This window comes from Kitasatospora sp. NPDC004240, assembly GCF_053603215.1.
Genome location: NZ_JBSGFD010000202.1, coordinates 1 through 14,264 on the forward strand (window position 1 = coordinate 1; position 14,264 = coordinate 14,264).

At 69.3% G+C, this 14,264-nt stretch carries 5 protein-coding genes and 1 pseudogene; 3 read left to right on the forward strand and 3 right to left on the reverse strand.

The features are described 5' to 3' along the window. Window positions 1-74: 74 nt before the first annotated feature. The 3 genes and pseudogenes from ACWEQL_RS34980 to ACWEQL_RS34990 all read right to left on the reverse strand — a co-directional run. A pseudogene (locus ACWEQL_RS34980) lies at window positions 75-302 on the reverse strand (transposase); the annotation flags it as partial. 214 nt (window positions 303-516) lie between these two features. Beyond that, a protein-coding gene (locus ACWEQL_RS34985) for an IS5 family transposase (RefSeq protein ID WP_452154422.1) occupies window positions 517-1,313 on the reverse strand; the annotation gives its coding sequence in 2 pieces (ribosomal slippage) (window positions 517-977 and window positions 977-1,313; 798 coding nt in all). A 353-nt stretch (window positions 1,314-1,666) separates the two neighbouring features. Continuing rightward, entirely contained in the window at window positions 1,667-5,362 is a 3,696-nt protein-coding gene (locus ACWEQL_RS34990) for a ricin-type beta-trefoil lectin domain protein (RefSeq protein ID WP_452154418.1), read from the reverse strand. A 369-nt stretch (window positions 5,363-5,731) separates the two neighbouring features. Here ACWEQL_RS34990 and ACWEQL_RS34995 point away from each other — a divergent pair, with 369 nt between their 5' ends. The 3 genes from ACWEQL_RS34995 (at window position 5,732) to ACWEQL_RS35005 (ending at window position 14,028) form a co-directional block, all read left to right on the forward strand. Beyond that, window positions 5,732-13,021, forward strand: a complete 7,290-nt coding sequence (locus ACWEQL_RS34995; protein WP_452154419.1) for a polymorphic toxin-type HINT domain-containing protein — start codon at window positions 5,732-5,734, stop codon at window positions 13,019-13,021. Next, window positions 13,021-13,758, forward strand: a complete 738-nt coding sequence (locus tag ACWEQL_RS35000; RefSeq protein WP_452154420.1) for a hypothetical protein — start codon at window positions 13,021-13,023, stop codon at window positions 13,756-13,758. Before ACWEQL_RS34995 ends, ACWEQL_RS35000 begins: the two co-directional genes overlap by 1 nt. Before the next feature lie 99 nt (window positions 13,759-13,857). Next, a complete protein-coding gene (locus tag ACWEQL_RS35005) occupies window positions 13,858-14,028 on the forward strand; it encodes a hypothetical protein (RefSeq protein WP_452154421.1) in 171 nt (56 codons plus the stop codon). Window positions 14,029-14,264: the final 236 nt, after the last annotated feature.

The following is a 14,264-nucleotide window of genomic DNA, read 5'->3' on the forward strand; positions in this document are numbered from 1 at the left end:
TAAGTCAGGTGACCCAGGAACCCCCCTCCAAGTTCATCCCGGCTGAACCGGGGATACAACGAAGCGCCTCACGGCGCGCAGTACCAGTACACCGTCGGCCACGGGGCGAAGTCCTTCGGCAGTTGTCGCCAGGCGCACCCCGTCCGCACCACGTAGAAGATCGCGTCCACGATCCGTCGCCGTGGATGCTTCTCCCGTCGCCCGCCCTTCGGGCCCACCCGCGCCGATGGCAGCAACGGCTCCACCAGCGCCCACTGCTCATCCGTCAGATCCGACGGATACCCGCCCCCGACAACGCTCACGAAGAGCTCAACGACCCCACCAGCCACGGGACACGGCAGATCTCAAACACGGTCTGAGTGGCTGTCCTGATCGGGTCCTGATGCTGGGCCATTTCTGTGGTCTTCAGGAATGATCGCATTGTGCGTTCTTCCAGCGACGGGCAGGAATTGTCGTGCCGACAGTCGCTCGCCCCGTATCCCTGGCCGCCGCGACCGAGCTCACTGAGAAGTCATCTCATTTGGCCAGTCTGCGGTGGCAGATGAGGGCGGCGGCGATGGTGGCGAAGGCCGCGAAGTGGTCGGCTTTGCGTTCGTAGCGGCGGTGGAGCCGGCGGAAGCCACCGAGCCAGGCGACGGTGCGCTCGATCACCCAACGGTGCCGGCCGAGGTGCTTGGAGGACTCGACTCCTCGGCGGGCGATGCGATGGGCGATCTGCCGTCGCCGCAGGTAGGAGCGGATGAAGCGGTGGTCGTAGGCTTTGTCGCCGTGGAGCTTGCCGGGCCGACGCCGCCTCGGGCCGCGGCGGGAGCGGATCGGCGGGATCGCCTCGACGAGCGGGATCAGGGCCTGGCTGTCGTGCAGGTTGGCGCCGGAGATCGCGAGCGAGATGGGCAGACCGGTACGTTCGGTGAGCAAGTGGATCTTCGACCCGAACTTGCCCCGATCGACAGGATTCGGACCCGTCAGGTCCCCTTTTTCGTGGCGCGCATGTTCATCGAGTCGACCGCGCACCTCGACCAGTCCAACTCGCCCCGGGCGCCGAGTTCGTCCAGGACCAGGCGGTAGAGCTTGGCCCACACCCGGGCCGCGGTCCACTCCGTGAACCGGCGGTGCGCGGTCGGCCCGGACGGTCCGAAACACGGCGGCAGCTGGGCCCACGTGCACCCGGACGTGGCCACGAACACAATCGCGGCCAGCACCTCCCGGTCCCCGTGACGCCGGCGGCCGCCGCCCTGCGGCCGGGTCGGTGACGCCGGCACCACCCGCTGGAACAGCTCCCACAACTCGTCCGGCACCAGGCGCTCCACGATCGTCACGCGAGTAGCCTACAAGCCCAAATGAGATGACTTCTGAATACGGATCCAGCGATGGTAGCTGTGCCCGACAGGGATGCCCCGCCGCAGCCGGACAAACCTTGGCAGAACCCGATTCCGATCCCGATCAAGCTGCCGAGGCCGCCTACCGGACGACGGGCCGTCAGCCGAGGAGGAGGGCGTCTTCATGACCGCCGGCCCACCCGGGCTCCCGTGCCGTCAGGTGCTGCGTGCGGTGCGGAGTGCCGCAGCTATGGCGTCGGGTGGGAGCATCCGGTCGATCGCCGGATGGGAGCCGCCGGTTGGCGCCGCCCGGTGTTCCCGGGCGGCGCCAAGTTCCCGACTGACAGTCAGGCTTGGTTCTCCGGGTTCAGGTTCCAGCGTTGGTTGGTGCCGCCGTTGCAGGCCCACAGGACCGGTCGGGTCCCGTCGGCGGTTACGAAGCCCGGCAGGTCGATGCAGAGCCCGGACGTGGTGTTGCGCAGGGTTCCGTCGGTAGGACGGGTCCACTGCTGTCCGCTCAGTGCGGCGCAGGGCTGGAAGGCCAGGCCGACGCCCTGGGCCAGTGCGTTGTCCTGGGTGGAGAGGCAGAGGCCGCTGTTGCGGATGGTGCCGTCGGTGGCGAGGTTGAAGTGCTGGTTGTCGCCGCCGTGGCAGGTCCAGAGCAGGATGCGGTGGCCGGCGGCGATGCCGCCTTCGATGTCGAGGCAGCTGTCGGGGGCGCCGGCCGCGCGGACGGAGGCGGTGGCACCGACCTTGCCCATGACCGAGAGCGGGGTGAAGCCGTCGACCCGATCGGCGATGGTGGTGTGGTTGAGGCCGCGCCAGACGCCGAGGTTGCCGGTGGTGTCGATGGTCCACAGGTCGGCCAGTCCGTCGCCGTCGAGGTCGCCGGAGGAGCCGATCCGCGGGTGGTCGGCGGCGGTGGTGCCGCTGTTGACCAGGATCAGGTAGCCGTTGTCCGGGGTGGTCAGTGCGGTGTAGTCGGGGGTGGCGCCGCCGGTGATGGCGTAGGCGTAGACACTGCCCGAGGCGCGGTGACGGGCCCAGAGTGTGGCCTGCGACTTGCCGGAGGTGAGGCCGTTGGCCGGGCCGGGGTTGATCAGGTCGTAGTCGTTCCAGTCGCCGGTGCCGGGGGTGGTGGGGATCAGCTGCGCCGTGTTGTTGAGTGAGTTGGCGCCGCCGGGGCGGTGGAGCCAGAGCCGGCCGTCGCGTTCGACGGTGAGCAGTGAGGTGCGGGTGGTCATGGCGCCGTCGGTGGTGGTGGCTTCTCCCTCGGGGGTGCCGAGGGCGACGAGTTGGGTGACGGTCGACCAGTCGGCGTCGTAGATGCCGGTCGAGGAGCACTCGGTGGCGACGCCGCCGAGGGTGGTCCTGCACTGGGTGGGCCGGTTGAGGGGTGTGGACGTCAGGTTGTCGAAGTGGCCGGCGCCGTCGTTGTAGACGAGGTGGAGCAGCTTCTTGAGTTCGGGGTCGGTGGTGTTGTGGGCGATGATCTGGTCGGTGTTGGCGCCGTTGATCAGGGCGCCGCGGTGGGTGATGAGGTAGTCGTTCCAGGTGGGGTGGTGGTCCTGGTCGTTGCCGGGGGCGCTGGTGGCGGTGGCGGAGGTGGTGCGGGTCGGGTCGGTGTTGGCGCCGAGCGCGGTGAGGTTGCCCGCTGCGTCGGGGCGCAGGATGTCGGGCTTGCGGTCGCCGTCGACGTCGCCGAAGACGGGCAGTGAGCCGGGCTGCCAGGGGGCGTAGTAGCTGTATACGGCGGGCTGGCTGTAGTTGCCGGCGTTGTCCTGGGCCTGGGCGTAGACGAGGTTGGTGCCCCAGTTGCCGGGGGTGTGGTGGAACGAGGCGTTGCCGGACGCGTCGGCGGTGACGGTGCCGGGGTCGCCGCAGTGCCAGCCGGTGACCGGGGTCGGGTCGGTGCTGACCCGGAAGCAGGCCAGGCCGGAGGCCTGGAGTCCGTCCGCGGGGGCCGGGTCGGTGCCGCTGAGGGTGAAGAGCGCGTTGGTGTGGGAGAAGGCGGTCGGGTTGTCGTTGGGGGTGCCGGACGGCGGGAAGTCGGGTGAGGCGATGCTCACTCGGGGGTTGGTCCGGTCGACCCGGAACCAGCATCCCGCGGTGGCGGCGGAGGTGAGGGTGCCGTCGCCGGCCCAGGCGTTCCAGCCGTACTGGTGGCCGTCGGTCAGGCTGCCGACCGGGACCGAGGCGGGGGTGTTCCAGCTGCCGCCGCCGGCCCCCGGTGTCGCGCCCCAGGTGGGGTCGGTGTCGTCCCAGATGTGGAACTGGTTGTGCAGGTTGAACCCGGCGGGCGACCAGCTGTTGATCGACAGCCAGATGTTCTGGTTGGCTCCGATCCAGCCCGGGTTCTCCCAGGGCTGGCTGCCGCTGATGCCGGTGGTGCAGTCGATCGAGCGGTTTTCCTTGGCGTAGTACGGTGCCGGGCCGGTGCGCGGGTACCAGACGCTCGGCGTGTGGTCGTACTCGGTGGTGATCGACGGGTTGTTGGCGAACCTGTGCCGGTAGTACATGTTGTTCTCGTCGTCGGGGGCGATGCCGATCACGAGGGTCGCTCGGCCCTGCGCGGTGGCCTGCTGGACGGCGCCGGTGACGTCCACGTTGAGGGCACCGGTGCCGGTGATCGAGCCGCTGGCGATCTGGGCGCAGCCGGCCATCCGGCCGTTCGCGCCGCACGGCTGGTTGCCCCAGTCGGTACCGCTGTTGATGTCGCCGTCGGCTCGGTAGAAGCCGAACGGGGTCGCGGTGCCGGGGCTGGACGCGCCGGTGACGTAGGTGTTCAGGGTGGAACCGTAGAGTGTCGGCGGTTGCGGGGCGCCGCCCGGGGTGGTGCGCAGCGCCGTGTTCAGCCCGATCTTGAAGTAGGCGCGCTGGCGGCCCTTGGGGATGCAGTCGCTGTAGCCGCAGTGTCCGGTGGCCAGCTGGCCGTAGACGTCGTAGTTCTTGGCGGTGGGGTGGTTCTCCTGAACCTCGACCGAGCCCTGGCTGTTGCTGGTGGCGACCAGTGTCGGGTCCAGGTACCAGGGGCCCGTGCCCTTGCCCAGTGTGTTTTGGTCGGGGGTCAGCTCGATGGCGCCGTCGATGACCTTGGTACCCATAGCGGCGACCACCGCGTGGGGGCCGGGAGTGTCGGCGTTGGAGGCGGCGGGTCCCTCGGTCCCGGTGTCCGTCGACTGTGCCCGGGCGGTCGCGGCGCCGGCGCCCTTGGCCGAGGACACCGGCGCGGGTGGGGTGGTGCTGGAGTCCCACTGCAGCGGGGTGGGGGCGTGGAACCTGGGCCGGCCGTCGGCGTCCTTGGCCTCGATGTTGCCGGCGGCGTCGGCCGAGACCGTCAACCCCGTGGCCGTGGTGCGGAACCGGAGCGTCTTGAGCTCGGGCAGCGTGGCGGCCTTGACGGTGCGGACGACCAGGACGTTGCGCCATCCGCCGGAGGGCAGGGCGGTGACCTGGAGGTCGACCTCGGGCAGCACATCGCGGTAGGTCGCGGTGGTGCCGTTCGTGGTCGGCGTGGGCAGTGGGAACGGGGCGGTGACGCTGAGCGTCTTGCCGTCGGTGGTGGTCAGCGCCGCCATCGGCCCGTTGCCGCCGCCGGAGAGGGTCAGGGTGGTCCCGGACACGGCCGGGCTCAACGTCCCGTCCGGATTGTGCCGCAGGGTCGGATCCAGATCGGCCCACGCGCCGTCGCGCCGGGCCCGGACGGGCTGCGCGCTGTCGGTGGTGGAGAGCCGTCCGGCCGGGGTGGCCACGGTCCTGGAGGTCTCGGTGGTGAGCGCCTCGACCACGACCGGCTGCCCGGTCTTCTTCGCTCGGGCGACGGCCTCGCCGACCGCCCGCTGTTCGGTGGTCTGTACGGCCGGGGCCGGGGCCGGGAATCCCTCCGGACCCCGGCCGGCCGATCCGTCGTCGGCGAGCGCGGGGGCGGCCAGCAGCCCCGCGGAAAGTACGACCGACAGGACAACTGTCGCTGAGCGTCGGGTTTTGCGACGTACATGACCCGAACGCCGAGAATGGTGCACTGTGCTCTGACTGGTTGACATGGTGATTCTTGGTACCCCTCCCCGAAGGCCGCCCCGACGGGCGGTCATATTGATCGGAACGATGGCCTGCAGTAGGTGAGTTGGTCAAACGGTGCGTTCACCTCGTGGCGACATGTCGGAATTGCTGGGAAATGAGGTCTAGACCTGTCGATTGAATCCGGCCAATGCTGGAGGTTGGGGCTATACACGATGCCGAAAATCCCTAAGGTTCGATGACGCGCATACGAAGGTGGGCGTGTTCCGTTTCGACTGATCACCGATGAATCGCACCGTGGGGGGAAAGTGGGGATTCGGCATGCCCGCACGCAGGTCGGGCGCGGTCGGGGCGGAGGGATCCGCCGCAGACCCGGGCCGGCGGCCGTCGTCGCCGTGCTGGCACTGCTGACCGGGCTGGTCGGCACACCGTCCACGGCGGCCTGGGCCGCCGGGCCGCGGCAGGGCGACAAGAACCGGGTGTGGTCGCCGCCGGACACACCACTCGGCCCCGACACCCCGTCCGTCACCGGCGCCGACCTGGTGACCACCCCGCTGCCCACGCCACCGGCCGCAGACAGGGGGGAGGCCCCGGCACCGGCCGCGCCACCCGTTGCCGGCAGTGCCCGGGTCACCCTGGGCCCGGACGGTGAGGAGGCCCGTGCCGCGCGTGCCGCGACCGGCGGGACCGCCGCCGCCTCCGCCGGCACCCTCGCGGTCCGCGCGGGCACCCTCCCGGTGAAGCTCGCCCCCGAGGACGGCAAGGGCCGCGGCGCCCGTGCGGTCACGGTCGAGGTCGGCGCCGCGGACAAGGGCCGGGCGGCCGGAGTCGCCGGACCGCTGCTCTCCCTCACCGACACCCAGGCCCCGGACGGCGGCAAGGGCGGACGCCAGGCCACCGTCACCGTGGAACTGGCCGGTTGGCAGGCCGCCCGCTGGACCGACCGCACCCGCCTGGTGGCTCTGCCGGCCTGTGCGCTCACCGACCCCGGCAACGCCGACTGCCATACCCGGATCCCGGTCGAGACCGTCGCCGACACCAAGAACGCGACCCTGACCGCGACCGTCACCCTCCCCGAAGCCACCGGGCCCGGCAAGACCACCGCCGACACCGGTGCGGCCAAGTCCGCCGGCGTGCCCGCGGCCGGGGCGGCGGACCTGGCGGGCCCCGCCGCGCCGATGGTGCTCGGCCTCGTCTCCGAGGCCTCGGGCTCGGGCGGTTCCTACGCAGCCACCCCGCTCGCCCCGTCGATGGCCTGGAGCGCGGGTTCCAGCACCGGTGGCTTCGTCTACTCGTATCCCATCCAGGTGCCGTCGTCCATCGGAGGAGCCACCCCCTCGATCTCGCTGTCGTACAACTCGGCGGCGGTGGACGGGCGGACCTCGGCCACCAACTCACAGTCCTCCTGGATCGGCGACGGCTGGTCCTACGAACCCGGCTTCATCGAGCGCTCCTACCGCAACTGCGACAAGGCGGGCATCGCCTCCTCGGGTGACCTGTGCTGGGCCGGGCAGAACGCCAGCCTCGTACTCGGCGGCCACTCCGGCGCCCTGATCCGCGACGACGCCACCGGCGTCTGGCACCTGCAGGGCGACGACGGCTCGAAGATCGAGCAGTTGACCGGCGCGCCAAACGGCCTGCCCGGCGGCGAGCACTGGCGCGTCACGACGTCCGACGGCGTCCAGTACTGGTTCGGACGAGGCCGCCTGCCCGGCGGGGACGGCACCGACCCGGCCAGCGACGCCGCGCTCGGCGTGCCGGTGTACGCGCCGGACAGCGGCGACCCGTGCCACGACCCGGCCAAGGGCAAGGGCTCGTGGTGCACCATGGGCTGGCGCTGGCAGCTGGACTACGTGGTCGACCCGCACCAGAACCTGATGACCTTCGGGTACGCCGCCGAGACCAACCACTACAGTCGCGGCGCCGGCCAGAACAGCGGTACCGGGACCCTCACCGCCTACCAGCGCTCGGCCTACCTGAAGCGGATCGGCTACGGCCAGCGACTGCCCGAGCAGGTCGCCGCCAAGGGCGCCCTGGCCCCGGCCTCCCGGGTCGACTTCACCGTCGCCGAACGCTGTCTGCCCTCCGGCGCGATCACCTGCGCCGAGTCGCAGCGCACCACCTCCAACGCCGCGTTCTGGCCCGACGTCCCGATCGACCAGATCTGCGCATCCTCCGGGACCTGCGCCAACAAGTCCCCGGCCTTCTTCAGCACCAAGCGCCTGACGACGATCACCACCTCGGTCCTGGTGGGCTCCACGCCCACCACCGTGGACACCTGGGACCTGGGCCAGTCCTTCTTCGATCCGGGTGACGGCACCGCCAAGAGCCTCTGGCTGGACAACGTCAAGCGCACCGGAGGCACCGGCGCCGACGCGCTGTCGCTGCCCGTGGTCGCGTTCTCCCCGGTCCCGATCGCCAACCGGGTCGACGGCCTGGTCCCGGCCGCCCCCATGTTCGTCCGACCGCGCATCGCCCGGATCGACACCGAGACCGGCGGCCGGATCAACGTCGGCTACACGTCGCCAGCCTGCTCCCGGGTCGCCAACCGGATGCCGGCCTCCGAGGACGGCAACACCCTGGCCTGCATGCCGGTCAAGTGGTACCGGCCCGGCGCGGCCGACCCGGTCAACGACTGGTTCAACAAACCGCTGGTCACCGCCGTCACCGAACAGGACGCCGTCACCGGCGCCTCCGCGATCAAGGCAACCGCGTACACCTACCACGGCGACGCCGCCTGGCACCGCAACGACGGCGAGTTCGTCGACCCCAAGACCCGCACCTGGGACGACTTCCGCGGCTACCAGGCGGTCACCACCACCACCGGCAGCGAGTACGCCGGCGAGGCCCCCAGGACCCAGCAGAAGACCACCTACCTACGCGGCATGGACGGCGACCGGCTCGCCGACGGCACCACCCGCAGCGTCCAGGTCACCAACCCGCTCGGCGGCACCGTCACCGACAGCAACTGGCTGGCGGGCGGCACCGTCGCCACCGAGGCCTTCGACCGGGCCGGCGGCACGGTCCAGACGATCACCGGCACGCTCTACAGCGGACAGACCACCACCGCCACCCAGGCACGCACCGGCGACATCCCGTTCCGCTACGCCCGCTACCCCGCCGCCCAGGCCACCTCCCTCACCAAGTCCCGGCTCTCGAACGGCACCTGGCGAACGACGACCACGGTCGCCACGAGCGACCCCGCCAACGGCAACCGGCTGCTCCACGTCGCGGACAAGGGCGACGGAACCACGGCCGTACCGGAGACCTGCACCACCAACACCTACGCCACCAGCAGTACCAGCCCGATGCTCAAGCAACTGATCGCCCAGAGCACCTACACCGCGGCCGCGTGCGGGACGCCGGCCACCCCCGGCAACACCATCTCCTCCGTTCGAACGCTTTTCGATGGCAAGCCCTTCGGCCAGGCCGGCGACACCGGAGACCGCACCACCTCCCTGGCCCTGGAACGGTTCGACGGCACCACACCCGTCTACCTGCTGCAAGGCACCGTCACCTACGACCCGTACGGCCGACCCGTCAGGACCGCCACCACCGACGGCTCCACCCACAACGGCAACGGCACGCAGATCGGCCCGCCCACCACCACCCCGGCCGTCACCTCGATCGCCTACACCCCCGCCACCGGCACCCTGCCCACCGGCATCACCACCACCGGTCCCATGGGAGCCGGCTGGACCACCACCACGAGCTACGACCCCCGACGCGGCCTGCCCCTCACACTCACCGACAGCAACGGCCGAACGACCACCCAGCAGTACGACGCCCTGGGCCGCCTGACGGCCGCCTGGGCCCCCGACCAGCCGACCAACCGGAAGCCCAGCCGGAAGTTCTCCTACTTCGTCAACGGCACCACCGGACCGTCCACGGTGCTGACCGAGTGGCTGCAGGCCGGCGGGGTGACGTACTCGTCGAAGACCGAGCTGTACGACGGCCTCGGCCGCCTGCGCCAGACCCAGCAGACCTCGGACACCCGCCCCACCGGGCGACTGATCACCGACACCACGTACGACTCGCACGGCTGGCCGATCAAGACCTCCGCGCCGTACTACGAGGCAACCAGTCTGCCCGGCAAGAGCCTCTTCATCCCCGGCAACGACTCCCAGGTGCCCGCTCAGACCTGGACCACCTACGACGGATCGGGCCGCGAAGTGCGCTCCGAGTTCCGCTCCTACGCCAACCTCCAGTGGGCCACCACCACCGCCTACCCGGGCGCCGACCGCACCGACGTCACCCCGCCCCAGGGCGCGGCCCCCGCCACCAGGATCACCGACGCACGCGGCCGGGTCACCGCCCTCTGGCAGTACCGCACCGCCACACCCACCGGGAACCCGGCGGACGCCGACGTCACCACCTACCGCTACACCGCCTCCGGGCAGCCCGCGAGCAGGACCGACCCGGCCGGGAACACCTGGACCCACCAGTACGACCTGCGCGGACGCCAGACCTCCCTCACCGACCCGGACACCGGCACCAGCACCACCGTCTACGACGTCAACTCCCGCGTGGAGAAGTCGACCGACGCCCGCGGTGCCGTCACGGTCAACACCTACGACCTGCTGGGCCGCAAGACCGCCGAGTACAACGGCAGCATCGCCCCGGCCAACCAGCTGACCGGCTTCGTCTACGACACCCTGGCCAAGGGCGAACCGACCTCCTCCACCCGCTACACCGCAGGCTCGACCGGGCCCGCCTACACCAAGACCGTCACCGGCTACGACACCCTGTACCGGCCGCTCGGCACCTCCATCACCGTCCCGGCCGCCGAAGGCGCTCTCGCCGGCACCTACACCACCACCAACAGCTACCAGCCGATCACCGGCGCCCTCACCGAGATGAACCTGCCGGCCGCCGGCGGGCTGCCCGCCGAGACCGTCTCCTACTCGTACACCGGCACCGGCGTCCTCACCGGCGCGATGAGCGGCGAGGAGACCCTCGTCCAGGCCGTCGCCTACGACACGCTCGGCCGCGCCGTGCGCACCACCGTCGGCGACTACGGCACCCAGGTCGTCTCCACCCACCAGTACGACTGGGCCACCGGGCGGATCATCAACTCTCTCGTCGACAAGCAGACCGGCACCACCGCGGTCGACCGGACCGCCTACACCTACACCCCGTCCGGGCGGCTCACCTCGGTCAGCAACCAGCAGAACGCCGCCGCCACCGACACCCAGTGCTACACCTACGACCACCTCGGCCGGCTCACCACCGCATGGACCGACACCGGGGGCGTCACCACCACCGCCGACTGGACCGACACCGCGGGCACCGTGCACGGCACCGGCGGTTCCACCATCGTCCCGGGACTCGGCCGTTGCAACAACGCCACCGGCCCCGCCACCACCGGCCCCGGCGGACGCACCGTCGGCGGCCCGGCCCCGTACTGGCAGAGCTACACCTACGACGCCACCGGCAACCGCAAGACCCTCACCCGGCACGACATCACCGGCAACACCGCCAACGACACCGTCACCACCCAGGCCTTCCGTCCGGCGGGAACGGTCAACACACCCACCACGGCGCCCGACACCGGCGGCGGCACCGCAGGCCCGCACGCCCTGCTCAGCTCCACCACCACCTCGCCCACCGGCACCAGGACCAGCACCTACCAGTACGACGCCACCGGGAACACCACCGCCATCACGGAGACCGGCGGCACCACCACCCTCGGCTGGAACAGCCAGGGCAAGCTCGCCACCCTGGCGAAGACCGAGCAGGCGGCGCCGAACGGCTACGTCTACGACGCCGAGGGCAACCTGCTGATCCGACGCAACCCCGGCAAAACCACGCTCACCCTGACCACCGACCAACTCACCCTGGACACCTCCACGGGGGCGATGAGCAACGTCCGCTACTTCGGCGCCCCCGGAGGCCTCTCCCTCACCCGGGTCACCGCCCCGATTGGCGGCGGCACCCTCTTCGTCCACGCCGCCGACCCCCACGGCACCAACGGCCTCCAGATCGCCTGCACCCCCGGCCAGCCCGTCACCCGCCGCGCCACCGACCCCTTCGGCAACCCGCGCGGTACCCAGCCCGCCGCATCGGCCTGGGCCGGCGACAAGGGCTTCATCGGCGGCACCAAGGACGACACCACCGGCCTCACCACCCTCGGAGCCCGCCACTACGACCCCGCCACCGGCCGCTTCATCAGCCCCGACCCACTGCTCGACCCCGCAGACCCCCAACAGTGGAACGCCTACGCCTACGCCAACAACGACCCCGTCAACCTCTCCGACCCCACCGGCCTCATCGTCGACGACTGCTGGCAGGGCCGCTGCGGCGGCGGCCACTACAACCCCCGCTCCCCGGACCCTGTCTTCCCGCCCGCCGGCTTCTGCGTCACCCTCCAGTGCGCCCAGCAGACCTCCACCCTCGAATACCGCGACGACAACCGCAGGACACAGCAGTACATCGCCACCACCGTGAGCAACGGCAAGGGCAAGGGCGGCACCAGCAAGAGCAAGGCCGACGGCTGCATTTGGGCCATGGGCATGAACCAGAACTGCGGCACCGGCTCAGCGGGCGGGACCACATCCAGTAGCACCGCCACCTCGGGCGGCCAGGAACTCCTCCTCGGCAGCTACCCCGTCAACAACCCCAACGCGCGCGGCTGCGACAGCATAGTGATCTGCGGGATCGTCTACACCGCCTCCTTCGCCTCACTGATCATGGTCGCCGCACCGCTCTGCGCCGCCATGCCTCCGGAGTGCGCGGGCCTGGCACTGGACGAGTTGGTCTCCACCCAGACGGACCTGCCGATCGGCATCAGTCCCAAGGTACTGGCCAAGGGCTCGGGCGACGATCTGGCGTCGGCCGCCGCACGAGCCTGCAAGAGCTTCCCCGCCGGGACGCCCGTCCTGCTCGCCGATGGCAGTACCAAGCCGATCGAGGAACTGACAGAAGGTGACCTGGTCCTCGCCACCGACCCGCAGACCGGCGAAACCACGGCCAAGTCCGTCACCGACACCATCCTCACACCCGACGACGAGACCTTCACCGACCTCACCCTCGCCGCCGACGAGAGCGGCGGCGGTGACGCCGAGGCGGCAGCGCCCACCGTCCTCACCTCCACCCACCACCACCCGTACTGGAACAGTACGACCCAACGCTGGACCAACGCAGGCGAGTTGGCGGTCGGCAACAAACTCCGCAGCGCAGACGGCTCCACCATCACCGTCACCGCGACCCGCACCTACCACACCACCCCCCAGCCCGCCCACAACCTCACCGTCGCCGACCTCCACACGTACTATGTGCTGGCGGGGACGACACCGGTCCTGGTCCACAACGACGACTGTGGCGCCGCAGAACCAGGTTGGTTCAAGCGGAATATTCTGCGCATTGGAGCTGAGCCCAACGGCACAATCGCAGACTTGCGAGGCGTGAGAACAGATGATGTGGGTGGGACGTCGGACAGTCCGTCGAAGTTGGCCGGTGCAAAAGAGCGCGCGTCTGGAAACTCCAAGAAGCTCCTGGAGTCAGTATTCCGGCCAAAAGATGGGATTTTCATGTCCCTCAGATCGGATCAATTCTCGATGAATGAGGGGAATCATCGCGCATATGTTCTTCTTCAAATGGCGGAGGCTGGACAGCTGTCGTGGGATACGCCGATCTATGCGAGAGGGCTTGAGGCTTGGCGTGCGCGGCGGGGAGCGGGTGGGTGATGAATAGGTCCGAAAGCTTTACGTTGCTCCTGGAGTGCAACGCGGCGGCGATGATAGATATTCGAGCGCTGGCTCGCGATATGGCTTCGAGTGGATATCTGGGATATCTTGGGGAAGTTTCCCCTCCGGGCTCCAGTCCCGAGGGGTGTGTTGACGCAATTGCCTCCACATTTCAGCTGATGCGAAACCTCTGCCTGATTCGAAAGGTGGGATTTCGGCCCGCCTCGCGGAAAATACTTTCCGCCACCTGGATTGCTTCCGGCCCCGAGGGGCGGTGGTGGATGGAGAGGGTTTTCGAGCGGTCGGGACGAAGTTGGGCCAAGAAAGAGCTGCGCACTGACGCCGGCCGGTGGGGTGAGGGCGTGTTGAGAGAAATCGATACGGATGGGTTGCGCGCGTACGATACTGGCATGCTCGATGTCTCTCGTGGTGGCTGGTACGACAGAATTTATCTAGCGGGAGCGGCTGAGATCGGCCGGATGGCGTCTGTGGGTCTTCGTGATGGTGGCATCTCGAAGGAGTCATGGCGGTTGATCGCATCAATTGCTGACGCCTGCCACAGGATTCCGTCCCCTGTCGGTAATCCGTTGGGAATAAATGCGATCCAATTTCCCGCACGCTTCAAGGACGGGTGGAACAGGACAGGAGATGAGGGGAGGGCTTGGATCAAAAAGACATCGAGAGGTGTCCCCGGCGCGCCCCCTCGAAGCCTCCGTTCTCTTCTCTCCGGAGATTGAGCCAGGTCCCGATCGCGTAGCGAGATTCTTCAGCGACGCCGCACCCCTATTGCCGCTCGGTCTTAGATTGAGTGGTTGGTCGAACGGAAGGAGTAGCCCATGGCGCAGCATGCAGTATTCGGAATCCTTGCTCATCTGCCAAGTGAAGTCGCCGCTGCTATTGGAAGGCAGCTTGGATGCGTCTTTGAGCAACGGGAAAGTCGCTATGTCGGCGATTACTGGACGGCCAAGATGGGGCTGGCGGTTGGTGAAGATTGTAACCCAGCCTGATTCATATGGTGATCCAGTGGAAATTGAATTTCCAGCCCATCGGACACTGATCTATCTGGACAGGGGGCAGTCGGATATGCAGATCGAAGGTATTATTGATCCGAAACGGTAGGGGTTCTCGGTCGTTGAACCACTCGTGAGTGAACTGGTGGGGGACGCGCGGCACTTGTCGCCGTCGGCGCAGGAAGCGTTGCGGCTGCGGGCGGTGGCCGCGCTGGTGGAAGGCCGGGCCCGCG

Coding starts and splice junctions, on each gene's coding strand:
- ACWEQL_RS35000 (WP_452154420.1), top strand. CDS start 13,021: ATGAATAGGTCCGAAAGCTTTACGTTGCTCCTGGAGTGCAACGCGGCG.
- ACWEQL_RS35005 (WP_452154421.1), top strand. CDS start 13,858: ATGGCGCAGCATGCAGTATTCGGAATCCTTGCTCATCTGCCAAGTGAA.
- ACWEQL_RS34990 (WP_452154418.1), bottom strand. CDS start 5,362: ATGTCAACCAGTCAGAGCACAGTGCACCATTCTCGGCGTTCGGGTCAT.